The following is a 26,945-nucleotide window of genomic DNA, read 5'->3' as shown; positions in this document are numbered from 1 at the left end:
CCTCGGTGGTCCTCTATTGGGCAACGGAGGATTTTTACTTTAGAATATACTTATCCGTTCAGCAAATTTAAATCTTAAATGAAAGATAAGCACAAGAAAACTAAATATTCCATTATTATTTCATTCTAAAATTGATTAATGTTGCTTAAGATAGGGTAAAGGGTGGTATCATATATAAATAAGAAAGGTGATATGATCAAATGGAGAAATATCCAGAAATTACATCCGTTGATGAGTGGAAAAAAGTTTTGGAGCAGTCAAGTGATAAACCGGTAGTAATATTTAAGCATAGTACAACCTGTCCTGTAAGTGCACATGCTTATGGAGAGTTTAATTCGTTTGAAAGTCCACTGGATCGTTACTTGGTAAAGGTAATTGAGCATAGACCTGTTTCCAATGAAATAGCTAGCGACCTGGGAATCCAACATGAATCACCTCAAGCATTTGTAATTGCAAATGGAAAAGCTGTCTGGAATGCATCCCACTGGAAAATTACGAAAAAAGAGTTGGAAGATGTAACGTCAAGTTTATAGTGATTGGAGAAAAGGAATGGAACCTATACTAAAAGTAAGTAATTATTTAGTGGATAATGCAGAAACGATTATAAATGAAATCTTGGATGTAGCATTAAAGAATGTAACAATTAAAATTACACCTGAGGAATTAGAACGAGCTATTCAAAAAAACATACAGTTTTTGATATTACTGTCTGAATCCCTTCAAGAATCCACTGATTCAGCAGAGGAAGTACTAAAAGAGTGGAGCAAACAGAACGGTGAGGAAGAGGCGAAGGTGTTTGATCAATTTTCCTCTGTTATGAAACCGTATGCCATGAATAGATTGTTATTTTTGCAAAAGATTTCTAAAATAGCGATGGATCATGGATTATCAACAGAAGATGTGGTGTATGTAAATAATCGATTCTGTTATTTGATGGATGTCAGTATGATAGAAACGATTCAAGCGTATGAAAGTTATCGTGATAAATTGATGAAGGATCATCAAAAAGAGATTAATGAGTTGTCTGCACCCATAGTCCCTATTCAAGACGGTGTAGCCGTTTTACCGTTAATTGGCGCGATAGATTATACCCGTGTGCAGCATTTATTGAATTATGTTGTTCCTACAATCCCAAGTTTAAAAGTAGACCATTTAATCATAGACTTCAGTGGGATTTTAGCAATAGATACAGAAATAGCTCAGCATATCTTTACTATTCACAATGTCCTCGGATTATTAGGAATTCATGTATTGTTCTCAGGAATTCGACCTAATTTATCGATGACTGTAGTGAAAGCAGGAATTGACTTTACTTCATTTAATACATATGGAAGTGTAAAGCAGGCTATTGATAGTTTGAAATTATAATATATTTTTGATCCAATCCCTTCATTTGGCGGATTGGATTTTTTTCTATTTCTGTTTAATTTTACTAGCGAGAGGGTAACTAATCTATGTAAACAATATCAATAAGGTTGAATAGAAGGAGGAGAGGGAATGCCAGATCGTTATTACTGGAATGATACGTTATCTTATTTACCCGAGTTACTTATCGCAATTCTTGTACTTGTTATTGGATTTATTGTGGCGAAAGTATTGGAAAATGCTACCCACAAATTATTAAGAAAGTTGCGGGTGAATGAACGATTAGGAAACACGAAGTCTAGGTGGACCGTAGAGAAGATTATTAGCAAGGTTGTATTTGTTATTGTATTGATTCTAGCACTTGTTTTATTCTTTAATATTTTGAACTTAAATACGATGGCAACACCATTTGTATCAATGTATTCAGGATTGACTGGAGCATTCTTGAACATATTGAAAGCAGCTTTGATATTATTATTTGCTTGGGTTTTAGCTACGGTTGTGAAAAAAGGAATTCAAATTGCCGGATCGAAGCTCAATTTGAATAAATACTCGGAGAAGGCAGGTTTTGATTCGAAGCCTGAAAATCAAGCAAAGTGGACGGATACGGCAGCAAAAGTTGCCTACTATTTAATATTCCTGTTGTTCATTCCAGCAGTATTAAGCGCTTTAGGAATTGATGGCTTAAGTGGACCGTTCGAAGGAATGTTAGCAAGCTTCTTTAACTTCATACCTAAATTAATATCTGCAGCACTTGTGTTTGCAATTGGGTGGTTTGTTGCAAAACTAGTTAGTAACTTAGTAGAAAAGTTATTGCAGTCTGCAGGAGTTGACCGTTTAGCGAATAAATGGAAGCTGTCTTCATTTATAGAGGGAACTAGCTTATCTAAAGTAGCAGGAATCATCGCTTTTATACTAATCATGATTCCAGTTTCTATTACAGCTCTTGAGATTTTAGATTTAGAGGGAATTTCAGGACCAGCTATTGCAATGTTAAATGATGTCATGACAATGCTTCCGAAGATTTTTGTAGCAATTGTATTGATACTTGTTGGTATTGTAGCTGCTAAGTGGGTGAAGGATGTTGTTGTATCCCTTTTAGAAAAATTAGGTGTGAACTCTATTTTCGGTAAAATGGGCTTCAAATCTACAGGTGGAGCAGCACCATCGTTCGCTACTTTAATAGGGACAATTGTACAAGTTGTTATTATCTTGCTATTCGTTGTTGAAGCACTTCAATTACTTGAGCTAGAATTCATGGTAACGCTTGCGACAGGAATATTTGCTTATTTACCTTCTGTAATTGCAGCAATTATCATTCTAGCAGTAGGATTTTGGTTAGCTAATTTAGTAGAAAGACTCGTTGGAAACGTGATGACTCATTCATCAGGGACACCCCATTTCCTTCGTTATGTAGCAAAATATGCAATATTAGCATTTGCATTTTTCATGGCATTAGACCAACTAGGTATAGCTGCTTCAATTATTAATGCAGCATTCATCCTTATATTAGGCGGAGTAGCGTTAGCGTTCGGTCTAGCATTTGGACTTGGTGGTCGCGAGCATGCTGCAAAATATTTAACGAAAATGGAAAGTAGCTTAAATGATGCAGAAGTTTCAAAAGAAAAATATCAACAGCAAAAAGAGTCCATGAAAGAATCATTTAAAGAAAATTTTCAAGATCCTAAGAAAGCAGAACAAAGTTTAAAAGGTACAAGCCCTCATATAGATGAGGTGAGTCCTTTACAGGAAGCAAATGTAGACGTAGTAAATCCTGCTCATGAGGAAGATTCACCTAGCACGGGCTATAATATTCCATCGACAGATGATCTTCATCCATTTGTAGATCTACCCCCGGTGGACGATAGAAAAGACGAACAATAAAAAATGGCTTCAGCGAGAAATAACCTCGCTGAAGCTTTTTTGATGGGGAATAATATTTGATTGATCGATTATTTGTGCTCATGGATCGATTAATCAGTGAGTTCGATCGATTATGAAAGGTGATCGATCGATTTTACGATGTGGTCGATCGATTATATGCATTCATCGATCGATTCTTACTTTTTTATGCGTATTCTATCATATACATTAGTTATGATTTCTCTCCTATTTATGTATAATAGTATAGAAGATTCAATATTCAATAACTTCTGAATATTAATAAGGCGGAGGGGGAATACAATGTTAGTAGCAGAGAGATTGGCTTATTTAGCGAAGGAACAACCATCGAAAATCATCACTTCCTTTAAAGGTAGGGAGACTAGCTATGCAGAATTATACAAGCAGGCGAAGCGTCTTGCCGCTTATTTTCAATCGAAGGGGTACGAGCAGGAAGATATTATAGCCGTATATTTGATAAACTCGGATTACTTTTTGACTTGTTATTATGCCTGTCAGCTAGGTGGATTTACAATTCTACCGATTAATACAAAACTAACAGCTCCAGAAGTCGATTATATATTTAATCATTCAGAGGCAAAGGCTTTAATATATGATACTCGTTTAACAAATATCTTAGACGACCTACCAAAAACAATGAATAGCTTCGAAGATTTACTTTCTTTAGGGGAAGAAAATACGTTGTTTGCCGTATTAAATGATGAAAATTTGTTATTTAATGAAGTGAAGGTTGATGAAAATACGACGACGGTTATTTTTTATACATCGGGAACAACAGGGAAACCTAAAGGGGTGATGCTATCGGCTGCAAATGTTCAAGCAACAGCGAAGCTTTACGTTGAGGCACTCGAACTAAATTCAGCGGATCGCATGCAAATTGTAGCGCCACTTTTTCATTGTGCAGCTAGTCATGTCTTTAGTATTCCTGTTATTTATGCTGGTGGAACAGTCGTTATTGAAGAAGGATTCTCTCCGGAACAAACGATGGACACTTTGGAACAGGAGAAAATAACTGTCTTCTTTGGCGTACCAGCAATGTATAGTATTTTATTGAATAATCCTAAAATGGAATCGCTCCAGTTATCAAATCTAAGATTATTTACGTACGGTGCGGCACCTATGCCATTCGAGTTAATTCGTAAAATAAAAGCATTATACTCAGACGTGAAAGTCCAGAATATATATGGTCAAACAGAAAATTCACCGGCAGCAACGACTTTGAAAGATCATTTTGCCCTTGAAAAGGTAGGTTCGGTTGGTGAGCCGGTACCAGGGACGGAGGTGCAAGTAGTCGATGAACACGGCAATCCACTTCCGACTGGTATGGTAGGTGAAATTGTTGTAAAAGGTCCTCAATTAATGAAAGGGTATTTAAAAAATGAAGAAGCGACTAAACAGGCGATTCGAGATGGTTGGTTATATACTGGTGATTTAGGTCGGATGGATGAGGACGGTCTGTTATATATTGTAGACAGAAAAAAAGATATGATTATCCGTGGTGGAGAAAATGTATACCCAGTGGAAGTAGAAGAGGTTCTTTATGAGATATCGGAAGTTCTAGAAGCTGCAGTAGTCGGTGTTCCCCACGAGGTATACGGTGAAGTGCCGAAAGCGTATGTTGTATTAAAAGAAGGAAAATATCTTACTGAAGAAGATGTTTTGACTAAATGCTCGAAAAGTTTAGCGAAATTTAAGCTACCTGTGGAGGTAGAATTCATCGAGAGCTTACCACGCAATGCAAGTGGTAAAGTACTGAAAACTACACTTCGGAATTAAATTAAATTATAAAACACACAAAAAAGCTTTCGGAGGATGGATCCGAAAGCTTTTTTGTATTTGATCATACTGTAACTGTGACTTTCTTTTTTAAGAACCCGAGGGTTATAGCAGTAATAAAGGATCCTACAAGAATAGCGATTGCATACATTAGAATATTTGTTGCTCCGCCATCAACGAGACCGATAACAAAGACTCCACCGTGAGGAGCTCGCAAGCCGATGTCAAACAGCATTACCAACGCACCGGTAACTGCGGCTCCTGCTACTGAAGCAGGGATAACACGGGCCGGATCAGCTGCAGCAAACGGAATAACACCTTCTGTGATAAAGCTAGCACCGAGCACATAAGCAGTCTTGCCGGCTTCCCGTTCAGGTTTTGTGAATTTATTTTTGAATAGCGTTGTAGAAATCGCTACGCCGAGTGGTGGAACCATGCCCGCTGCCATGACAGTGGCAATGAAATTAAAGTTTTGTGCATCAAGCATCGCAATGCCAAATGTATAGGCTGCTTTATTGATAGGACCGCCCATATCGATGGCCATCATGCCTCCAAGAAGCAATCCGACAAGTACCAGGTTAGTACCGCCAAGGCTTTCAAGAAAGCTTGAAATGCCGGTATAGACTTTGGTCAATTGTGGGTTTACTAGCATCATGAAAATTCCTGTAATGGCAATTGAAAAAACAGGGTAGAATAATACCGGATTTAAACCTTCAAGTGAATTTGGAAGTCTAGAAAATACTTTTTTCACTAGTAGCGTAACATAACCAGCAAGGAACCCAGCAATCAGTCCGCCCAGGAATCCTGAACCACCGCTTGCCCCTTCGACGCCTGTCACAGTAATGGCAATTAAACCACCGACCATTCCGGGTGCAAATCCTGGACGTTCGGCAATACTCATCGCGATAAATCCAGCTAGAACCGGCACCATAAGGAAGAAGGCATTGCCCCCACCGATGGTATTTAGCATTGCAGCGAATTCGTTGTATTCGGGACTGTCAGGATTTGAGGCATTTATGCCCCAGAAAAATGAGATAGCGATTAGAATACCACCACCTACAACGAAAGGCAGCATATTCGATACTCCGTTCATCAAATGTTTGTAAAATCCACCTTTAGCTTCACCTGATGGTGCTTCATCTTTCGATTTATCATGCTTATAAATAGGTGCGTCTTTTGAAACCGCACGATTAAGTAAATTGTCTGTTTCGTAAATAGCTTTGCCGACAGCAGTCTGGATTACCGGTTTGCCATCGAAACGAGCCATATCCACTTTCGTATCGGCTGCGACGATAATAGCTTCTGCTTCTGCAATTTCCTCATCGGTAAGTCGATTTTTCACACCACTTGAGCCATTGGTTTCCACTTTCAATGTGATGCCAAGTTCTTTTGCACGTTCATTGAGTTTTTCGGCTGCCATATAGGTATGGGCAATTCCTGTCGGGCAGGCTGTAACCGCCAAAATCTTTTTAGCAGATAATTCGAGTTTCGTTTTTTCTTCAACTGCCTCTTCTGGAACGTCGGCTTCCGTTTCTTTATCTGTAATCGCCTGCAAAACTTCCTGTTTCGAGCTGGCTGCAAGCATTTGGGAGCGAAATTTATCATCCATTAAAAATGTCGCGAGTCGTGACAACGCTTCGAGATGATCATCATTGGCACCTTCAGTGGCAGCAATCATGAAAAACAGATGAGCGGGTTGGCTGTCCAATGATTCATAGTCGAGACCATTTTCAGATCTGCCGAATGCTATTGCTGGCGCTTTGACTGCTACTGATTTGGCATGGGGGATGGCAATACCGTCACCGATGCCTGTAGTGCTCTGATTTTCACGAGCTAGGATATCCTGTAGGAAAGCTTGTTGGTCGACTAGTTTATCGGCCTGTTTCAATTGACCAGTAAGCTCTTCCAGAACCTGTTGTTTTGTAGTGGCCACTAAATTCAATATGATAGTTTCTTCTGTTAATAATTGTGTAATTTTCATCCTGTCACATCCTTCGTCAGATTGGGGTGATTTCTACTTGTTCCAGTAATACTTCAACGCCTTGTTGATCACATAAATCGGAACGGAAGGCAGTGGCGCTACCGCTTGCGACACCGTAACGAAAAGCCTTGTTAGAATTTTCTTCTTTTGAATAAGAAGCGATAAAACCGGAAACGAGCGAATCGCCTGACCCTACAGTATTGACTACAACACCACTTGGCGCTTTTGCTTTTAAAGAAAGTTCTTTAGTAACGAGCAAAGCACCATCTCCGCCCAGCGACACGATAACATGTTCGATACCGTTTTCCAAAAGCTGTTTGGCATAATAATGTGCTTCATTCATATCGGTGATTTCTGTATCGAATAAATCGCCAAGTTCCTCGAGGTTCGGCTTGATCATAAAGGATGGCACTTTGGTCAGTTTTTTCAGCGCTGGTCCAGAGGTGTCGAGTACAAAACGCACTCCGTTCTTCCTACAGATTTCAGCTAGTCCGGGAAAATAGCTATCGGGAATGGAATTAGGAATACTGCCCGCAAGAACGAACCAATCACCTTTTTTCATGACTTTTACTTTATTTGTAAGAACCATTAATTGTTGCTCTGTCATTTGTGGACCCGGCCCGTTCAATTCCGTTTCTTTGTTTGACTTGATTTTTATATTTATCCGGGTTATTTCTGAAGTCTCAATGAAATCAGTATCTACCCCTTCTTTTTGTAGAAAATCTTCTATATAGCTACCTGTGAAACCGCCAGTAAATCCAAGCGCTTTGCTCTCAACACCAAGTCTTTTTAATACTCGCGAAACATTAATACCCTTACCGCCCGGATAATAATACACTTCTTCGGAGCGGTTTAGTTTGCCGTTTTCGAAAGTAGGCAAGTAAACGGTATAATCGATTGATGGTGTAATTGTGCAGGTATAAATCATTCGTGTGCCACCTTTACTGATGTTTTTTTTCTATAAGCATCCAATTTTTCTGCTGGCATACTGTCGATAATTAGTATGGCGTTTTCCAAATCCATGATTTTAGCAAAACTGACTTGATTGATTTTAGAATGATCAGCGAGCACAAAGGTTTTCCTAGACAGGGAACTTGCCAATAATTTAATAGCCGCTTCTTCTGGATCTGGGGTCGTATAACCGTATTCTTCATGTAGCCCATTGACGCCGAGAAAACAAATGTCAAAATGATAATTTTTCAACGCCTGTATCGTTTGAGAACCGACAAAAGCACTCGTTTTGGGTTTAAACAATCCTCCTGTCAAATAAGTAGTGATGCCATATTCATGCAGAGTATCCACAAGGGTTAGCCCATTAGTTACGACAACTAGGTCTTTGTTTTTTAGAAATGGAACCATTTGAAAGGTTGTCGTACCAGCATCCAAAAAGACGCTGTCTCCTGTTTTGACCAGTTCTGCGGCAGCTCGTGCGACTTGGATTTTTTCGGTTAGATTTTGGGTGGATTTATCTGTGACGCTTTGTTCTATTAGATTGCGCCCCGGTAGGACAGCACCGCCAAAAACCCGTTCCAGTTTCTGTTGGCTTTCAAGTTCAGTCAAATCTCTTCGAATTGTCGATTCGGAAGCACCTGTTTCATCTACAAGCTCTTGAATTTTTACCGTTTGTTTTTTTTCTAGTTTCTTTAAAATATAGGCATGCCGCTCATTTGTCAGCAAGTCATCACCAACTTTCTAGGTTAGAACTATAGTTCTGTTAAATTTATAATAATTGAAAGCGCAAACATAATCAATCATATTCGCTCATAAACAATCAAATTCATTCATTTATAATAATTTTCTTCTGATTAATATAAGGAAATCATTCCCTTTGAGTATCTTATTATCGAGATATTTTCATGATGTAAATTACAGAAAAATGAGTAAATAGTAATCTGATTTATTTTAAATAATAACATTTTGATTTTAGATAAAAATTAATATTTTTTTAAAACAAAAAAACATTACATAACTCTAGTTGTGAAAACTTAGTGACAAAAGTCTATAGGATTATAGGTCTAGTTAAATAGACTAATTTTTGAAGGGATTTTGACGGGGGGAAATTGGCATGGTATTTATTATATTAAAGGAAATGTTTTCTAAAGAATTCCTTTCCAAAAAATTATAAATTTTTAGATAAAGTAGGTTTATAAACTAATAGATAAAGGGTACTGGTTATTAGTTTGACTTCTATTTACTCATTTTGTCAATGTAGGAAGTATCTGTGGGGCTATTAAAAAGCATTGCACAGTTATTTTATAAATGCCACAAAATTTCAAGATAAGGGAGATGTATGGAATGTCAGGAATTATTCGCGTAACACCAGCTGAGTTAGATGCTATGGCTTCTCGCTACAACCATGAATCAGGAGAGGTTGCTTCTCAAATTGGTCGCCTAGATGGCATGATCGGTGAATTGCAGTCAATGTGGGAAGGTTCTTCTAGTGCTGCTTTTGCTGAGCAATATGAGAGACTTAAACCTCATTTCAATGAAATGCGTGAATTATTAAGTGAAGTAGGTATTCAATTGAGCCGTGCTGGTCAAGCGTTGCAAGATGCAGACCAACAAGTTGCCAATCAAATTCGCGGATAATCAATTGTTCGCATGTCAAAATAGTAGAGCGTCATTCCCACACAGGAAGGCGCTTTTTCCTAAATTGGGGTGAAAAAATGTATATAGAGATAACAGTAGATCTTTCTAAATACGATGGAAAAGTCATAGATTTAAGACTTTCTGATTACTATACAATGAAAAAAATGATTGATATTGCCTGGCAGGCCAACTCTATTTCCAAAAGCCCACGCGAAGGCCATTGGGTGCGAGTAGTGAATAAAGATAAAGTATTCCCTGGACATTTGACGTTAGCCCATTGCGGTATAACGACAGGTGACCGAATTGAAATTATTTGAAGGAGCTACAAAGATGGCCTATCGTTCACATACATACTTAAAAAACCGAATCGGTGCAGAAATAAATGAAGAAGCCCTTAAAACTACTTTTGTATTTCAAAAAGAGAGAGTGGGTTTTAAGCGAACAGAAGAAATTATTTTCTTAAAAGAAGTGAATCCAAAAATAAAAAAAGACATAGTTATTACCGGCGATGAGCTAATCATTCAAGCGGACATACCAGCATCCTTTAAACGATTTCAAGTGATTCAAGAAGAGGATGAAAAATCTCGTTGGATGTTTGCATACCAGCTAGTGGAAAAGGTTTATGCGCATCCATATCCTCGTTTGAATTTAATCGTGTCTCCCGAAAATATTGTGTATAGCCGAGGGATGGATCCTGTATTTCTTTACTTCGGTGTGTTAGGGAGTCTACCGCCATTCGAAACGAATGATGAGCGTGTCTGGTTAGAAACAAAAGCCGTAGTTGCAGCCGCAATAGACGGCTCTTTCACATTTGAGGAGTATTTAAAGTATTCCGAGATTCTTGAATTGAAGGAAATGGGCTCTACTATTATGTCCATGAAAGAAAGTGACTCTTTACTGGACTTCATAAGTCAGCAGATGGAGCAGTTAGAAGTAAAAGAGCTAGAAAATATAAAAATTCCAAGAAAAAAGTGGAACGTTACCAAATGGCTTTCAATCGGGCTAGGTGTACTTCTAGTTCCTGCCATTGTTTTTGCCATCATTTATTTTGTACATGAAAAGCCAAAAACAGAAGCCTTTATCAATAGCCAAGCATCCTTCCTCGGTCAAAACTACAGCCAAGTAGTAACAACATTAAGTCCTTATAGCGTTGAGTCAATGCCTTATATCGTTCTTTATGAACTTGCATATTCATCTGTAACTAATGAACGTCTGGATGAAGAACAAAAAGAAAATGTCCTTTCTAATATCACCTTGCAAACCGACGCAGATTATTTACGGTATTGGATTTATCTCGGTCGGGGAGAGGCAGAAAAAGCAGTAGACATTGCAAGAGCCATGGAAGATGGCGAATTAATCACTTATGGCTTGTTGAAAAGAAGAGAAGAAGTGAAGGCAGATAGAGATTTATCTGGAGAAGAAATGCAAGAATTACTTAACGAGATTGATCAAGAAGTAGAGGAATATGAAAAGTTAATGGAAGAGATGCAAGCACAAGAGATAGAGCAACAGGAACTAGAACAACAAGAAAAACAAGAATTAGAACAAAAACAAAAGGAACAACAAGAATTAGAACAACAACAAAAAGAAAAACAAGAACTAGAACAGAAACAAAAGGAACAACAAGAACTCGAACAAAAACAAACAGAACAAACAAAGTAAAAAATGAAGTTAGTTAAAATTCTAAAGTGGTTCGAAAGAAGGTGTGCCTATTGCAACAGCTATGGTTGTTTTACGACGAAAATTATCAGAGGATCCTAATACCTAAAAGTGACATTACATCTTTATCGATTGGTCCTGCCATCGAACATGATATTACGATTCAGACATTTCCTTTTGTGGATGGTCCATTAACATTGAAAAAAGAGGAAAATGGGTTTGTTGTTTATAATGAGGAAAATTTCTTAGGAAGACTTACAGATGATGAGGGTCTTACGATTGAACAGAAGGAAAGAGAACTTCATCTGTTTACTTCTTCGGCTCAACCATATTCAAAAACTTTCTATATAGACTTTGACAATGAGGTTTCTTTTGATGCTCAATTAGACATTGCAACATTTCAAAGACGGAAAACAAGTTTTTCAGCAGTGGAGGCTGGGCACTTTTCACTCAATAAAATAAAAGATGGCTGGATTATAAAAAAAGACTTCGGCTGTCCATTATATGTAAATGGCAAGCTAGTAGAATCTAACACAATTCTTGCAGTAGGGGATGTGCTTCAGTGGGCATTTATGGAAATGAGGCTACTCCAAAAAGATTTGCTTGAAGTGACTGCTTCGGTTCCTTATACAACGAAGCTTTCTGTTATAGATGTTCCGCAGTCTGAAATGCTACAGATGTATCCTGATTATCGTCGTACACCTAGAATGATTTACGATCTTCCGGATGACAAAATTTCCTTGACATTTCCGACTCAGGAAACGGATGATTCCGGTCGTGGATTATGGCTCATAATAGCGCCACCACTTGTAATGCTTATAGTTATGGGACTTGTAGCAATTTTAATCCCAAGAGGAATTTTTGTTATTATTTCCATTATGATGTTCTTAACTGTGCTAGTAACGTCTACTGTCCAATATTTCCGTGACAAAAAGAAGCATAAGCGAAATGCGGAAAAACGACGCCGAGTGTATAAAGCGTATTTAGAAAATATGAGGGAAGAGCTTTATGAGCTTTCCGAGAAACAAAAAAAAGTGTTGAATTATCATTTCCCTGCTTTTGAAGAAATGAAACAAATGACAAATGAGTTGTCCAGCAGAATTTGGGAGAGATCAATAGAGAGTCATGATTTTTTAGAGTTTAGATTAGGAACAGGGAATGTTAAAGCTAGCTACGAGATTAAGCTATCCTCTGGTGATCTAGCTAATAGGGAAATAGATGATTTGCTAGAGCAGGCTCAAAGAATGGAACAAGTTTACAAGGAGATTCCTTCTGCACCAGTTACAACCAATCTATCAGAAGGTATTTTAGGCTTAACTGGCAAAGAATCTGTTATTAAGCGCGAACTTCAGCAAATTATTGGTCAATTAGCCTTTTCACAAAGTTATCATGATACAAGATTTATATATGTTTTCAAAGATGAGGATTATCCCGATGTTGAATGGATGAAATGGCTACCTCATTTTAAGCTGCCGCATATGCATGCGAGAGGGTTGATACATAACGAGGAAACGAGAGATCAATTATTGTCTTCGTTATATGAAATTATTCGTGAGCGAGATACAGATGAACAAAAAGGTAAAAGCATATTTGCGCCACATTTAGTTTTCATTGTATCGGATTACTCATTACTTGCTGAGCATGTCATCTTAGAATACTTAGAAAGCAAGCATACAAAAGACCTTGGGATATCTGTTATCTTTGCAGAATCTGCACAGGAAAGAATGACGGAGAATGTTCATACACTTATTCGATATGTCAATGAACGCGAAGGAGATATTCTAATTGAGGCAGGTAAAGCTGTAGATATTTCATTTAACTTAGATGAATTTGATGCTTCGAGCAACGAACGATTCACACGAATGCTTCGAACACTGAATCATCAAATAGGTATAAAAAATTCTATCCCAAACTCGGTTAGTTTTTTAGAGATGTTCGGTGTTAAAGATATAGAGGATGTTCCAATTGCACGAAATTGGACAGTAAACGAGTCAGCAAAATCGCTTGCTGTACCAATCGGTTTTAAAGGAAAGAACGAGCTTGTTGCATTGAACTTGCATGAGAAAGCGCATGGTCCTCATGGGTTGTTAGCAGGTACAACAGGTTCAGGTAAAAGTGAATTTTTACAGACTTATATTCTATCACTTGCAGTCCATTACCATCCTCATGAAGTAGCTTTCTTATTAATCGACTACAAAGGTGGAGGAATGGCACAGCCGTTCAAGCATATTCCTCATCTATTAGGAACAATTACGAATATTGAAGGTAGTAAAAACTTTAGTATGCGAGCACTTGCTTCCATAAATAGTGAGTTGAAACGAAGACAGAGGCTATTTGATCAATATGTTGTTTCGCATATTGATGATTACACAACGCTTTATAAAGAAGGAAAGGCGATGGAACCTCTTCCTCATTTATTTCTCATTTCAGATGAATTTGCAGAGTTAAAACGAGAGGAACCGGAATTTATACGAGAGCTTGTGAGTACTGCACGTATTGGACGAAGTCTAGGTGTACATCTTATTTTAGCTACGCAAAAGCCTGGAGGAGTTATAGACGAACAGATTTGGAGTAATGCGAGATTCCGAGTAGCCTTGAAGGTACAGGATACATCGGATAGTAAAGAAATTCTGAAAAATGGAGATGCCGCTTCTATCACCGTAACTGGTCGTGGTTATCTACAAGTTGGAAACAATGAAGTGTATGAGCTATTCCAATCTGCTTGGAGCGGGGCACCTTATAAGGAAGAGGTTCTAGAGGAAGAAGATGATGTGGCAATTGTCACAGATCTCGGCTTATACCAACTTTCAGGTATTGCAACAAATGTGAAAAAGAAATCGAGTGGAATGACAGAGATGGAAGCAGTGACAGCTAAAATTGCGGAGACTACAGCTAATTTGCATATTAAAAAAGTAGCTAGTCCGTGGTTAGAGCCATTAGCTTTACGCCTTGAAAAACACGCAGAAATGCCTACTAGTGAAGCAGGATTCCCTTTAGGAATGATAGACGAACCAGAAAAGCAAAGCCAGACACCAATTGCTTACAACTGGACAAAGGATGGAAATCTCGGTGTATTTGGATCTTCGGGCTATGGCAAGTCGACTACATTGCTTACAACAGTACTGGGACTTGCGGAAAATCTAACTCCTGAGGAAGCGCATTTTTATTTGCTCGATTATGGAAATGGATCACTTCTTCCACTAAGACAGCTCCCGCATACGGCGGATTATTTCACGATTGATGAAGAGCTGAAAAGAGAAAAACTAGTAAAGCTTTTAAAAGAAGAGATTGCTAAGCGAAAAATTGCTTTCCAGCAATCAGAGGTTAGTAATATCCATATGTACAATAAGTTATCAACGGAGAAGTTACCTCTTCTATATATGGTCGTGGATAATTATGATATTGTCCGTGAGGAAATGGAAGAGCTAGAGGCTCAACTAATTCAATTTGGTCGAGATGGTCAATCCCTCGGAATTTATTTGTTCGTGGCTGCGACGAGAGTTCAATCGGTTCGACAATCCTTGATGAATAACTTAAAAACGAAGGTTGTCCATTATTTAATGGATACAACCGAGTCATTTACAGTAATTGGTCGAGTACCGTTCGACTTAGAGCCATTCCCAGGTAGAGCAATTGTAAAAAAAGAGGATTCCTATTTTGCACAAATTTACTTACCTGCTAGTGGAGACGATGACTATGAGGTATTAGAATCAATCAAGAAAAAAGTGAGTAATTTACGAACTCAATATTTGGAAGCAACACTGCCTTTATCTATTCCAATGCTGCCATTAGAGCTTACATCTACAACGTTCTCCTACTATTTGGATGGCAGGAAAAAGGATGGAAACGTCCCTATTGGGTTGGATGAGGATACAGTGCTACCAATTTCCATCGACTTTAAGAAAAATCGTCATTGTCTGCTTATCGGGCAAGTCCAAAGAGGGAAAACCAACACGATTACTTGGATGCTTCAGACACTTCTAGGGCAGCAAACCGGATTTATCGCTATATTTGATTCGTTTGACAGAGGATTGTCAAAATTCGCTGAGTATGATGCGATTGAATACTTGGAAACAAAAGAGAATTTGGTAGAATGTGTTACTCGAACAGAGCAATATTATGCTGAGGTAGAACGTAATTATCTCGAAAATATTCAACAAGGAAATCCAGTAGAAATTACACTTTCCTATTTTGTCATCGACGGCTATACCAGATTCCTACAAGTAGCTGATATTGGTCTGCAGGACAGATTAGCAAAACTGATGAAGCGTTACGCACACTTAGGCTTTAATGTCATCATGTCTGGAAATAATGCCGAAATTACCAAAGGATATGATGCTTTCACGAATGAATTAAAGCTTGTTCGACAAGCGCTCGTGTACATGAAAAAATCAGAGCAAACCTTGTTTACAGTAGCATATGAACGCAAAGAATCAGAGCTTCCAATAGGATTTGCACATTATATTTTAAATGGGAATGCAACGAAAGTGAAAATCCCTTTAAGTGAGTTGGAGAGGACGATCGTACAATGAAATCAACTAAAAATGCCAGATTATTAAAATATGGTGCCGGAATTTTACTCATATTAGCTGTTCCCATTCTTTTCTTCCAGCTTATGGGTGTCAATATTCTTGATTTGAATAACCCAAATAAACGGACCATTGCGATTGTAAATGAAGATATGGGCTTAACGAAGGATGCAGAAAAAGTACAGATGGGTGTAGAGGTAGTATCCATATTAGCGGATGACTCGGATTATGATTGGAATGTAACGGGGCGTGGAGCAGCCGAAAGTGGATTAAAATCCAACCAGTATGACGCCATTGTTTATATTCCCTCCAATTTCTCGGAAAATATAATGTCCTATGATGAAAAAAATCCGAAAAAAGCAGAGTTTGCCTATCAAGTACAGCGTCAGAAATCAGGATTACGTAAAGAACAGGTATTACATGAAATAGAAGTCGCAACAGACCGAGTAAACGATAAAATTTCTACGATGTACTGGAGCTATATAGCTCAGGAAATGAATCATATTAAAAAAGAATTTACAACAATTTTAGGAAAAGAAACAGAATTCCTAAGTGCGATGTCTGCATACTATAAGCCAGAATCAGAAACATTGGCTGAACAGATGCAAAGACAAAAGGACCAAATGGAATCGCTGCAAACAACAATAGGTTCAGCAAATAATGGTCATGCAAGTCGTATTAAAAATGCCGATTCGTTTGGACAACAGATGAATAACTTTATCAAGTATGTACAGCAATATAAGGAATTTCAGAATACACAAAGAGAAATACTACAGCAGGTACAGGATGCGAGCTTAGCTAAAATCCATGCGGCTGCCGCAACTCAAGCAGAGCAATTTAATCAGTCCGTACAAATGCTGGAGGATAGTAATAACAAACTTAACAATGAAATTCAAAAAGTGAATAATATCGTTGATTCAAATAAAGAAAAATTCAACGCATTATCAGAACTACGTAAAAAAGAAGTAGATCGTCAGGTTACGGATTTACTAGTAGTTCAAGGCACTGCAATTGACCGTTATAATAATACTATTTTATCCAATCTTGAAAAAGGTATTGCGACAAGTAAAGGTACTAATGCAGTGCTTGCCGCTGCTGTTGTAGGGACGGAGCCAAATCAGCTTATTTCTATTAAGGAACAATTGGCACAAAAAGCAACAGAAAAAGCTTCTACCACTTTACCCGGACTTGAACAGGAACGCGTGAAATTAGATACTATTTTATCAGGACTTTCTTCTATAAAAGCAAGAGTATCAGAAACAGATCCTGCATCTTCTTTTATCGGTGAAATTGATGTAATTCAAGCAGAACTTGGAAAAATCACGAACGTTTTAGCTGATAGAGAAACATCATGGGCTAATACTAACCAAACAGGAACAGCTGATTATACACAGGCTTCCGAAGAATATGCAAAGCTATTAGAAAACTATACCTCTATTTTTAGAGAGTATGAATCTATCCAACAGATCATTAATTCGTATCCTGCAGATACTGCACGTATTGGCATGGAAATAAAACAAAAAGAAGAATCTCTATTAGCTAATCCTCGTCTTTCAAACAATCAGCGAACTAGATTACAAACATTGTTTGCAAAGGGGGCAGCTAAAACTGACACGAGCTCTTTATTATCCTACTATGCTACTTTAGAACAGTTTGATTTCACACTAAACGAGGGAGGAAACAGTGCGAATAAGGATGCAATGTTGAAAGATGAAATTTTAACTGCATTGTTAAAAAATGTAGTGGATATTAATGAAATAGAGTTAGAAGGTTGGACATCAGTAGAAGATACTATTCCAGAAACAGAATTAGGAATGTCCGATCTAAGTACAACGTTTGCTGCAATCATGTCTGGTTATAAAGAAACTGCGGAGCAGCAACATGCAACGCTCGTCAATGAGCTAAATTCAATTGGTGAACAAGCAAATGTTTTACTAGCGCAAATCCAAAATCCAACTAATATGATTCCAGCGGGCGAGCCAGTGGCTGCTACTTCTGAAGGGGAAGTAATGGCTGGTCAACAAAATGTAAGCAATCAGCTCGTAACGTTAAGCGGGATGATTCAATCTTTATCTCAAAAACAAAGCAGCTTAGTAGATTATGCGAATGACTTAACTGCTAAAGCAGACAATATAAAAGACACCTCCAATGAATTTACTGGGAAATGGGATACAAATGTAGCAGCTATGTCCGAATTCGATGAAGATATCCAAGACTTTCTTGCCAATACATACGTAGATGGTCAGGAAAATGGATATGCATTTAATCATTTTGTAAATCCTCTTGATGTAAAAGGAGAAGCAGCAGTTTCTGATGAAATGGAAAAAGTTCCACCAGTTATTTTATTTATCATTCTATTAATCAGTAGTTTATTAATCGGATATTTCTCTTATCAGATGAACGAAGGTCCGATAGGGCTTCAATTAGGAATGACAGCTCTATTATCTATACTTGTTGGTTTAATCATCAGTTTCTATAGTATCTATATGTATATTTTAAATGACCACCGTGCACTAGAATGGACAATCTTCACAATTCTTTTATTGCTTGCAGGAGCAGCAATTATTCGTGCAGCTTTAGAATTTGGTCAATCAGTAGGATGGCTTGCTAGTTTGGCATTAATGTGTTTATATATCATTCCATTATTAATACTTGCAGTACCTGATATTAATATCCCAGATATTTTGTCTACCGTTTATATGTCTATTAAATATGAACCGGAAACTAGCTTTATATGGGGAGCTGTTATCACGGCGGTTATTGCAATTATAATGTTAGGGACGACTTACTTTGTAAATAAAAATAATAAATCTAAAGCATCTGTGGCAGATGAAGCGTATGAAAGTTAAATCGCGTCTTTTTCTTCTAGTATTGTTATTAACGTTAGTCGGAAATTGTTTAGTCGTTTTTGCAGACGAGCCGAAAAAGGTAGAGGAAATAGAACCCGTTATTTATGAAAAACTAGAATTCAAGAAAAATACGGATTATCTTCACGATAAACAAAAAACGGAAATGAAAAATACAATTCCTAAAAAGCAGTTTGATATATATTTTGATGGGAGGAAAAAGCTTCCTAACAGAGCTGACACTTCCTATTTGTTTCAAACAGCTGAACGCGGGGAAAAAAGTACCGTAACAGCGAAATCGTCCGAGTTAAAGTTATTTTCTAATAAAGAAAAGACTCAAGCAGATGAAACAGTATCTAAAATAGAAGAGGAATCGTCAGGTAATAATTTAAGACCAATCCTATTTTTGGGGTTAATTGGGATTGGTATTCTTACTTTGTTTGTAATTTTCTTGCCGAAGCTAGTAAATTCTTCGGAAACTACGGAACCGGCCAAATGATATGGGGAGGGGAATGTAAATGCCAGGGTATTATTATGCGTTATTAGCAAAAAAGAAGGATGATCTGCAGAGATTAACTTCATGCCAGTCTTCCTTGCAAGGGAAACAATCCGAATTTAGTACAAATGAACCTAAGTGTTTAGAGCCAGAGCTCACAGCAACAACTTGGCAGGGGACACATGCAGATAAATTTGATGATATTCGAGAATCGGGTATTCGTACTAGCTACTTCGATATATCGGGAAGCCAATTTTCAAATGTATTTAGTGCGATTTCCACTAGGATTAGTGAATTACATGCAGAGATTGCATCTATTGAACAAACAATCGCTAATATTCTAGCGGAGCAAGAACGTCAACGCCAAGCGAAAGCAAACTAACTTGCAAGGGGGAAAGCCAAATGTCTACAGAAGTTAAAATCGTCTATGCTGATGTGGAAAATCAACTTGGAGAAATGACTGGTGCAGTTAATCAGCTCAACCCAAAAGCTGAGCCGCCTATTTCGGGTAATACACTAGATGTCGTTACAAAGTTTAATGAGTTGTCTGTAAAGTTGGACCAATTACTTGTAAAATATCAAACATTATCAACCAAAAATATTCAAACTACATCTGCATCTGTTGACTTTATGGAAGAATCTGATCAAAAAATATCAACAGCAATGGCATGTACTATTGATGGAACAAGTGTGGTGGCACGATGAAAATACTAGACGTACTACCGTTCCATGATGGTCTTCAACGTAATATTAATATGCTCACTAGACTAGAAGGAGAAATTAATGCCATCCAAACTGCCGTGCAAGGCTTAGTAGTGATGGAAGAAACGCTAAAAGGGGAGGGTGGGAATGCAATTCGATCATTCTATAATGATTGCCATTTACCTTTTCTCCACTTCTTTTTAACGTTTAAAGCTACATTTAATACAACCTTAACTACGATGAATTCCGCATTGGATGCTTTAGAGTCTGATGCCAATGGCTATATTCGACAAGCGTATTTGGAGGGTGAAGTAGAAGAAGGATTAACGGAAATTTCTCAGGTAACTTCTAATCTTACGGATGAGTCAAATATTTTAATGGATTCTGTTTCCGATATTGTAGCATTACCTCATTTAGATGATAGTGGTGTGCGGGAAGGAGTAACTAGTGCGAGAACTTCAAGGGATAATACGGTTACGGATCTTAATGAATTCGATATGACGCAAACAAATGCGCTAGTTCTAATAGAAGCTGCCATTTTAAATATGGAAGCCTGGTTAACAGATATTGAGTATTTAATGAATGAAGGATTAACGGATATTAACTTCCCTGCAGAAGATTGGAATTCTGTACAAGATGCAACCCCGATTGGTCAATTCTATTTGCAACATCAAATTGACATGCTAGCTACCAATCCTCGAGTTGGAGAAAATGGTGTTGGAGTATCTTCGCCTGCTTATACAGAGAAGAGTTTATGGGAAAGTATTATGACTACTGTCGGACTAGATATTAATGATTGGCAAAAAAAGCCTATAAATGCTGCCGCCAATTTTGTAGGGTTTGCAGCTGCGGGGAATGCAACCTATAAAGACGTAAGATTGGCTACTCAGGGCTTCGGAATTAGAAGAGAAACAAGAGTAACTAAACAAGGGGTATCCAAGACAGTTATTAAGATAGATAGACCAGAACTAATTGGTGTACGGAAGAAAACCTATTCGGGTGCAAATGCTACTAACTACGAGAAGATTTATAGAAGAGTGGACCCGGCGACAAACGTAAAATCTACCTTCCGATTTTCTGCAAATAAACTAGGCTATATCGGTGTATTCGCTACAGCAGGTGGGGATATTATTCATGGTGTTCAAAACAACGAATCAGCGAGTCAAATAGCTGGAAACGTATCAGGAGATGTTGCTGTTGCTGGTGTCTCAATGGCAGCTTCTGCTTGGGCAGGTGCACAAGCTGGTGCAACTGTAGGTGCTTTTGGTGGCCCAGTAGGGGTAGTAGCTGGTGCTGCAGCAGGGTTAATTGCAGGTGTAGTTGTAACTACGTTTCTAAGTGAGGCAAAATTCTTTGATGTCAATAATGATGGAAAAGATGATTCAATAGGAGATGCGATTAAAATAGGAACTAAAGGTCTAATTGACTCAGTGTCTTCTTGGTTTAAATAGATAGGAGAGAATTCCAATAGAAAAAGATAGAATGACTAATATTTTTACATCTTACTTAAAATTTGACTCACCAAAACAAAACAAACAGAGTATCATTGGAAACTTTCTTGTATTTTTATATCTAATTGGGATACTTCCCCTTTTGGCCATCCCATTCTCGCTGGAGTTTTTCCTAGCTGCTATTATTCCAACCGTTTTAATAACAATTTGGGGAATTATCCTTATAATAGAGCCTTATAAATTCGAAAAATCCTATTATTTATTTCTTGGAATATATGGTGTCGTAAATACTTATGTTTATTTCGTTAGTATACAAAAAATGATGTATATAAATCTTGAAATAGATGGCTGGGGTCCATTTTTGTTTAATGTAATCTTGTTCATCTTATTAATTGGTGGTTTGAACTGGATGAACTGGAAGGCTCTCTATAGTGAGACGTATTATAAGCTACAACAAAAAAGATCTATTCCAGTAGGGTGGGCATCTATAGCTGGGGCTTCGTATATATTGGGACAAATAATATTGTCTGTTGTATATACAGACTCGGGAATAAGTATATTAATTATTGTTTGTCTATCCATTTTATCTTTGTTTACAGCTTTTCTAACAATTAATATTCATCGATACTTTTTCATCAATAAAAATATGGAAAAAGTAAAGGAAATGTTTCCAGAGTTTGGATTACCATTGGTAGAAAGGCGCAGAAATAAAAAGAAAAAGAAAAAATAATCTTCCATATATAGGAGATAAATTTGAATAATTCTAAAGTAGATCACATTAAATTATCTTATTTAAAGTTTCAAACACCTGAAGTAAATAAAAAAAATATTATTGTTTTTTTTACTATGTTTTTATATTTCACTGGAATAATTCCAATAATAGGTGAACCGTTTTCCTCTATTTTTTTAATTGCTGCAATTATTCCTATTGTGCTTATTTCCATTTGGGCAATCGTTTATTTAATTGATCCTTATAAAAATGAAAAGTCCTATTAGTTATTTTTCGGTATTTATGGAGTAGTTAATACGTATGTATTTTTCTTAGTTATTTTAAAATTACTTTATGTGAATATTGGAGTAGAGGGGACAAAGCCCTTTATATTATGGCTATTGTTATTTATAGCTTTGTTAGTAGGAGTGAACATATTAAATATTAAAGCTCTTTATTCTGGAACGTACGATAGACTACAGAAGAAAAATAGTATAAGTGTGTCATGGACGATGATTGGAGCTTTAGGTTATATAATAGGTCAGTTCATATTATCGTTTATTTATAGTGACGACGCGGTAAGTACTCTGTTGATTGTACTAATTTCACTCCTTGCTCTTATGACTTCCTATTTTTCTGTTTATATTCATCGCTACTATTTTATCGATAAAAATATGGAATTGGTAAAACAGGTATATCCAGACTTTGGATTACCAAAGAGTGAAAGATATACAAAGAACAATAGGAAGAAAAAGAAAAAATAATCAATTAGTTTAAGATGAAGTTTGTAAAAATAGAATGCAGTAGAAAATAAGGAGGAAGGGAAAATAATGATTCCAACATTTACAGCTAAGGATATTTATGTAATGATGCAAACGTTAAATACGAAAACTTTAATAGGCTTTTCCAATCCCTTCGAACATTTAACTAAGTATGAAATTGAAAAAGAATGGGAGAAAACCTATAAAAAACTTCATAAGTTAAATCTGATTGATTTAGTTGAAAAGGAAATAAAATTAGAAGAAAACTTCGGTAATGCTCTATGGATCATGTCGCGTACTAATATGGTTGTGGAAATATTAAAAGACGGGCATCAGAAAAGTTATTTTTATTTTAGTAAAGACCATGTAGTAGAATGCAAAGAGACCGAAGAAGGTGAGTATACGTTATACGTGCATGGAACTCCTGATCATGTATGGAATAATGTCATTTACCCTCGTATGCTTGTAGGGGTAAAAAGTCACTCTGGCGATGCAGGTGAAACTATTTTTGTTCCAACTAGTGCGTATAATGCCTGGGTAAAAGCAAGAGCAGTGACAGATGTGCATAGCCTAGAGGATATTAATTCTGAGGGAAATTGGAAAATGGTTAGTAGTCAATTGGATGCTTCATTAAAGAGTATGATACATAATAATCGTTTAATGGTTTTTTTCAAAGAGGATACCCAATGGGTTATCGAAGGGATGCATGTGCTGACATCTCCTAGTAACAACTGGACATTTAAAATGATTCAAAAAGATAATGAAGAATTATTAGAAGGCAAACAAAGTACTAATCTAGACATTGTTACCGAAATATTAGAGGTTTTGGTAAGGATGCAAAAGCAGAAAGTAACGATTAAATAAATCAATTTCATAATGTAATATCTTTCTATGAAATTGATTCAAATAAATGAAAATTAAACAGCAAGCACTTTTTTCGTTAAACCGAGTTGAGTGCTTGCTGTATATAACTTTATTTATTATGTATTTTCAAAGAAGTAGTTGAACATTTAAACTTTCTAATTGTGCTAGGTTAATCGTATAATTGTTTTCGGTATCTACAAATAGACCACCATTTACTTTATTCCTTTCAGCTGTACGGATGTCTGTATTCGTTTCTAATATCAAATTATGACCACCTTTAAACTTCAGGTAAAATTTATACTTTTTCAATTCACCAGCATTAGACAAAATACTCCCTCCTTTAACGGAGTATACCATTCGTCTTGATAAAGATTAATAGATAGAAAAGAGTTTTATTAGGTATATAGTTTATGAGACTTTATGGGGATGTCTAATTTTTGAAATTATTAGGTGATATTACTTAAGTAGTATATAATGGAGAGATGCTGAAAATACTGAAATAGGGAAGATAAAGGAGTTTGGATTACATGGGAAACAAAACAATAAAAAACGAATTACCTGAGAATTACGAGGAACTAAAGAAAGCGGCTAATCGTACTGCAAGCTGGAAAGCACGTTATGACGCAGTAGTTGAACTAGGAAAGTACAATCATAATCAAGTGAAAGACATTTTAAGAACACGCCTGGCAACTGATCCTGTTTACAAAGTACAAGAGGCTGCTTTCCAAAACTTATTAGATTTTGGGGAAGAAGCACAACTGCCTAAGCGTAAAAAGTTCGAGTTAGTCAAAGGGGCAAACAAAGTGTTTGTTCGTGTGAAGAAGAGCTTGCCAGCCGATCATACTTTCGAAGAATTTTTAACTAAGTTAAAAAGAATGCGTATCGATGTATATGATACATATGAAGGTGACAAAGGCGACGAATTTGAATCTTGGTTAAAAAACGAATGGTCTAACTTAAAATAATGAATACTAGAAAATTGCAATTGTCGGTTTAGGCAGTTGCTTTTTTTTATTTAAATTATTATATATACTTATGAAGTGAACTTATTTTCATGAGAAATTCGAGAACTATTAAGAAAATAGATAAAATAATTATAAGTTAAATTAATAAAAATTCAAAATAGATTGACAGCTTGTATTGGAGCACCTATATTTTAAATAGGTAGGAAGATTGAGCTGGGGATGGGAGAGAAATTACAATGAATAAGTTATGGGACACGCCTGATAAGCTACGGGCTTTGTTATGTGAATTGGTTAGCTGGGATAGCATTACTTTAACAGAGGGAGAGCAAGCATTTGCTCCTAAATTAGTGCAGAAGCTTAGAGAGCTACAGTATTTTCAAGAGCGACCGAGTCTATTGCAAATGCATGATGCTGGTCTTGGTAGACAAGTAGTAACAGCGTTGTATAAACACCCGGAAGCTACAGAAACAATTGTGCTGATCAGTCATTTTGATACGGTTCAAACCGAGGAGTACGGTGTTTTGGAGCCGCTAGCTTATTTTCCAGAGGAGTTAACAAAAAAGTTAATGGAGAATCCTGATGAATTACCAGAAGGTGCTCGTGCTGACTTAGAAACAGGAAAATATTTATTTGGACGAGGTACGATGGATATGAAGATGGGGCTTGCTCTTCATATGCAGCTGATCGAAAAAGCGAGCGTAGAGCAATGGCCGATTAATCTTATTTTGACATCTGTTCCAGATGAAGAAGTCAATTCTGCTGGGATGCGTGCTGCAGTTACCCATTTAGTGCGTATACGTGAGGAGTTCGGATTGACGTACAAATTATTTCTTAATAGTGAGCCTTCATTTTCTCAAAATCCGACTGACATCGCCGAGTATATTTACACAGGAACAATTGGGAAGATCATGCCTGCTGCTTTGTTTTATGGAAAGGAAACCCATGTGGGAGAGCCGATGAAGGGGATGACTGCTAACTATATTGCATCCTTTTTGACGCAGCGTATGGAATGGAATGAATCATTTCGGGAGACGGACCTCGGGGAAAGCACGCCGTTACCTGTTTCATTGCAACAAAAGGATTTGAAATTGTCTTATTCGACGCAAACTCCGTATCGGGCGGTTGCCTTATATAATGTATTTTTACTAAATCGTACTGCATCGCAAGTGATGGATTTATTCGAGCAGGTAGCTAAAGATGCGATGCAAGCATTGAACGCAAATTATGCGATGATCTGTGCGCGCGAGCACGTAACCGGAGTAGGTGAAGTAAGGGTTATTCGATATGAAGAACTATTAACATATGCAACGAAAAAATTAGGGGCAGAGCAAGTAGAACAATTGAAAAAACAAACGCTGGAAAATGAAGAGTGGGATGACCGCGAAAAATCGCTCCGTATTGTAGATGATCTAATGATCCAATGCCAAGAGTTAGCACCAGCAACAGTAATTTTATTTGCACCACCTTACTATCCAGCAGTAAATACTTCTAGTGATCCACTAATTATAAGTGCAGTGGAGTTGTTACAGAAATCAGCTTTATCATTCAATAATAAAATTGATCAAATCCATTATTTCAATGGAATTTGCGATTTAAGTTATGTAAATTATGAGGATGAAGGTAAGGGTTGGACTGCTTTTGAAAATAATACTCCGGTATGGGGAGACACTTATAGTATTCCATTTGACGATATGGCAAAACTCAAAGGACCTGTATTGAACGTTGGACCATTCGGTAAGGATGCTCACCAAAAAACGGAAAGACTTCATGTAGACAGTGCTTTTGTAGAAATGCCTGTAATGCTCGAAACTTTGATTAAAAATTTGTATTAATTATTCCATCGAGACTTTCTAAATTAGAAAGTCTTTTTTTGAAAGATAAAGAATATAATAGCGTCCCATGAACATTGGGATCAAGATACTTTTTAAAGTAAATAATACTGCTGATTTCCGTTTCAGGTGGACGCGTTTCGCGGGGTGAGCGATTAGCTATCACCGTCGCTAACGCGTCGCTGTGATATCTCATCTGTCTCACTCATCCTGCAGAAGTCGCCACCTTCCACTACAATCAACAAAGTAAGTAGTACCCCCATTATTAGATTGGGCATAGTGTATGATTTAGAAGATAATTGTAGTCAAAGTTAATATAGTGATCATATCGTCTACCAAAATTAGGGGAACTATTCTATATAGAATAATGAAGAAGGTAGACTTACTAGTCATGACAGCTTCTCTTAAAAAAACATGCGGTAATCGTATAGCAAGGAGTCTGTCCGTAGCCCTTTGAAAACGAAAGAAACAGTTTTGACCTTAAAAGACCACCTGAGACTTTATACCTTTAATTTTTTGTC

The 26,945-nt window shown here is 37.1% G+C and carries 23 protein-coding genes; 19 read left to right on the top strand and 4 right to left on the bottom strand.

What is annotated here, in order from left to right; genetic code table 11:
- Positions 1 to 200: 200 nt before the first annotated feature.
- The 4 genes from ytxJ to ACIQX2_RS02730 all read left to right on the top strand — a co-directional run bounded on the left by ytxJ (position 201) and on the right by ACIQX2_RS02730 (position 5,043).
- On the top strand, positions 201 to 533 hold the full coding sequence (gene ytxJ, locus ACIQX2_RS02745) for a bacillithiol system redox-active protein YtxJ (RefSeq protein WP_402846709.1): 333 nt from the start codon (positions 201 to 203) through the stop codon (positions 531 to 533).
- A 16-nt stretch (positions 534 to 549) separates the two neighbouring features.
- A complete protein-coding gene (locus ACIQX2_RS02740; protein WP_402846706.1) occupies positions 550 to 1,368 on the top strand; it encodes an STAS domain-containing protein in 819 nt (272 codons plus the stop codon).
- Between the two features lie 129 nt (positions 1,369 to 1,497).
- Positions 1,498 to 3,249 (top strand): mechanosensitive ion channel, encoded by a 1,752-nt coding sequence (locus ACIQX2_RS02735; protein WP_402846704.1) that lies wholly within the window; start codon positions 1,498 to 1,500, stop codon positions 3,247 to 3,249.
- Between the two features lie 300 nt (positions 3,250 to 3,549).
- Entirely contained in the window at positions 3,550 to 5,043 is a 1,494-nt protein-coding gene (locus ACIQX2_RS02730; protein WP_402846702.1) for a class I adenylate-forming enzyme family protein, read from the top strand.
- 64 nt (positions 5,044 to 5,107) lie between these two features.
- On the opposite strand, the gene ACIQX2_RS02725 is transcribed toward ACIQX2_RS02730, so the two are convergent.
- From ACIQX2_RS02725 to ACIQX2_RS02715, 3 genes are read right to left on the bottom strand one after another with little or no spacing between them, the layout of a single operon-like run.
- Complete coding sequence (locus ACIQX2_RS02725; RefSeq protein WP_402846700.1) at positions 5,108 to 7,024, bottom strand: PTS fructose transporter subunit IIABC; 1,917 nt, start codon at positions 7,022 to 7,024, stop codon at positions 5,108 to 5,110.
- A 16-nt stretch (positions 7,025 to 7,040) separates the two neighbouring features.
- On the bottom strand, positions 7,041 to 7,952 hold the full coding sequence (gene pfkB, locus ACIQX2_RS02720; protein WP_402846698.1) for a 1-phosphofructokinase: 912 nt from the start codon (positions 7,950 to 7,952) through the stop codon (positions 7,041 to 7,043).
- Positions 7,949 to 8,701 carry a DeoR/GlpR family DNA-binding transcription regulator gene (locus ACIQX2_RS02715; RefSeq protein WP_402846697.1) on the bottom strand — a complete coding sequence of 251 codons (753 nt, stop codon included), beginning with the start codon at positions 8,699 to 8,701 and terminating at the stop codon, positions 7,949 to 7,951. Before ACIQX2_RS02715 ends, pfkB begins: the two co-directional genes overlap by 4 nt.
- A gap of 618 nt (positions 8,702 to 9,319) precedes the next feature.
- Between ACIQX2_RS02715 and ACIQX2_RS02710 the strand changes: the two genes are divergently transcribed.
- The 13 genes from ACIQX2_RS02710 (at position 9,320) to ACIQX2_RS02650 (ending at position 23,630) form a co-directional block, all read left to right on the top strand.
- Positions 9,320 to 9,613 (top strand): WXG100 family type VII secretion target, encoded by a 294-nt coding sequence (locus ACIQX2_RS02710; protein WP_093059429.1) that lies wholly within the window; start codon positions 9,320 to 9,322, stop codon positions 9,611 to 9,613.
- Between the two features lie 77 nt (positions 9,614 to 9,690).
- Positions 9,691 to 9,930, top strand: coding sequence for an ESX secretion system protein YukD (gene yukD, locus ACIQX2_RS02705; RefSeq protein WP_402846695.1), 240 nt, complete (start codon positions 9,691 to 9,693; stop codon positions 9,928 to 9,930).
- Positions 9,931 to 9,943: 13 nt separating this feature from the next.
- Positions 9,944 to 11,275, top strand: a complete 1,332-nt coding sequence (essB, locus tag ACIQX2_RS02700; RefSeq protein WP_402846694.1) for a type VII secretion protein EssB — start codon at positions 9,944 to 9,946, stop codon at positions 11,273 to 11,275.
- A 50-nt stretch (positions 11,276 to 11,325) separates the two neighbouring features.
- The gene (gene essC / locus ACIQX2_RS02695) at positions 11,326 to 15,804 is read left to right on the top strand and encodes a type VII secretion protein EssC (RefSeq protein ID WP_402846693.1); all 4,479 of its coding nucleotides are present in this window, start codon (positions 11,326 to 11,328) and stop codon (positions 15,802 to 15,804) included.
- A complete protein-coding gene (gene esaA / locus ACIQX2_RS02690; protein ID WP_402846691.1) occupies positions 15,801 to 18,650 on the top strand; it encodes a type VII secretion protein EsaA in 2,850 nt (949 codons plus the stop codon). The genes essC and esaA overlap by 4 nt, the downstream gene beginning before the upstream one ends.
- Positions 18,640 to 19,146: a type VII secretion protein EssA gene (gene essA / locus ACIQX2_RS02685; RefSeq protein WP_402846689.1), complete on the top strand. Its 507-nt coding sequence runs from the start codon at positions 18,640 to 18,642 to the stop codon at positions 19,144 to 19,146. Before esaA ends, essA begins: the two co-directional genes overlap by 11 nt.
- Before the next feature lie 19 nt (positions 19,147 to 19,165).
- Positions 19,166 to 19,525 (top strand): YwqH-like family protein, encoded by a 360-nt coding sequence (locus ACIQX2_RS02680; RefSeq protein ID WP_402846687.1) that lies wholly within the window; start codon positions 19,166 to 19,168, stop codon positions 19,523 to 19,525.
- Between the two features lie 20 nt (positions 19,526 to 19,545).
- Entirely contained in the window at positions 19,546 to 19,848 is a 303-nt protein-coding gene (locus ACIQX2_RS02675; protein ID WP_402846686.1) for a YwqI/YxiC family protein, read from the top strand.
- Positions 19,845 to 21,296 carry a ribonuclease YeeF family protein gene (locus tag ACIQX2_RS02670; RefSeq protein WP_402846684.1) on the top strand — a complete coding sequence of 484 codons (1,452 nt, stop codon included), beginning with the start codon at positions 19,845 to 19,847 and terminating at the stop codon, positions 21,294 to 21,296. Before ACIQX2_RS02675 ends, ACIQX2_RS02670 begins: the two co-directional genes overlap by 4 nt.
- Positions 21,297 to 21,327: 31 nt before the next feature.
- Positions 21,328 to 22,026 (top strand): hypothetical protein, encoded by a 699-nt coding sequence (locus ACIQX2_RS02665; RefSeq protein WP_402846682.1) that lies wholly within the window; start codon positions 21,328 to 21,330, stop codon positions 22,024 to 22,026.
- A gap of 23 nt (positions 22,027 to 22,049) precedes the next feature.
- A complete protein-coding gene (locus ACIQX2_RS02660) occupies positions 22,050 to 22,292 on the top strand; it encodes a hypothetical protein (RefSeq protein WP_402846680.1) in 243 nt (80 codons plus the stop codon).
- Between the two features lie 141 nt (positions 22,293 to 22,433).
- The gene (locus tag ACIQX2_RS02655) at positions 22,434 to 22,769 is read left to right on the top strand and encodes a hypothetical protein (RefSeq protein WP_402846678.1); all 336 of its coding nucleotides are present in this window, start codon (positions 22,434 to 22,436) and stop codon (positions 22,767 to 22,769) included.
- Between the two features lie 66 nt (positions 22,770 to 22,835).
- Positions 22,836 to 23,630, top strand: coding sequence for a hypothetical protein (locus tag ACIQX2_RS02650; RefSeq protein WP_402846676.1), 795 nt, complete (start codon positions 22,836 to 22,838; stop codon positions 23,628 to 23,630).
- A 126-nt stretch (positions 23,631 to 23,756) separates the two neighbouring features.
- Here the strand turns inward: ACIQX2_RS02650 and ACIQX2_RS02645 are convergent, their stop codons facing one another.
- Complete coding sequence (locus ACIQX2_RS02645; protein WP_402846675.1) at positions 23,757 to 23,957, bottom strand: hypothetical protein; 201 nt, start codon at positions 23,955 to 23,957, stop codon at positions 23,757 to 23,759.
- A gap of 200 nt (positions 23,958 to 24,157) precedes the next feature.
- On the opposite strand from ACIQX2_RS02645, the gene ACIQX2_RS02640 reads away from it, so the two are divergent.
- Both ACIQX2_RS02640 and ACIQX2_RS02635 read left to right on the top strand, forming a co-directional pair.
- Positions 24,158 to 24,595: a HEAT repeat domain-containing protein gene (locus ACIQX2_RS02640; RefSeq protein WP_093059453.1), complete on the top strand. Its 438-nt coding sequence runs from the start codon at positions 24,158 to 24,160 to the stop codon at positions 24,593 to 24,595.
- A 236-nt stretch (positions 24,596 to 24,831) separates the two neighbouring features.
- Positions 24,832 to 26,427 carry a M20/M25/M40 family metallo-hydrolase gene (locus ACIQX2_RS02635; RefSeq protein ID WP_402846673.1) on the top strand — a complete coding sequence of 532 codons (1,596 nt, stop codon included), beginning with the start codon at positions 24,832 to 24,834 and terminating at the stop codon, positions 26,425 to 26,427.
- Positions 26,428 to 26,945: the final 518 nt, after the last annotated feature.

Source organism: Psychrobacillus sp. NPDC096623, from assembly GCF_044762655.1.
Classification (GTDB): Bacteria; Bacillota; Bacilli; order Bacillales_A; family Planococcaceae; genus Psychrobacillus.
This window is presented reverse-complemented; position numbering and strand designations above follow the sequence as displayed.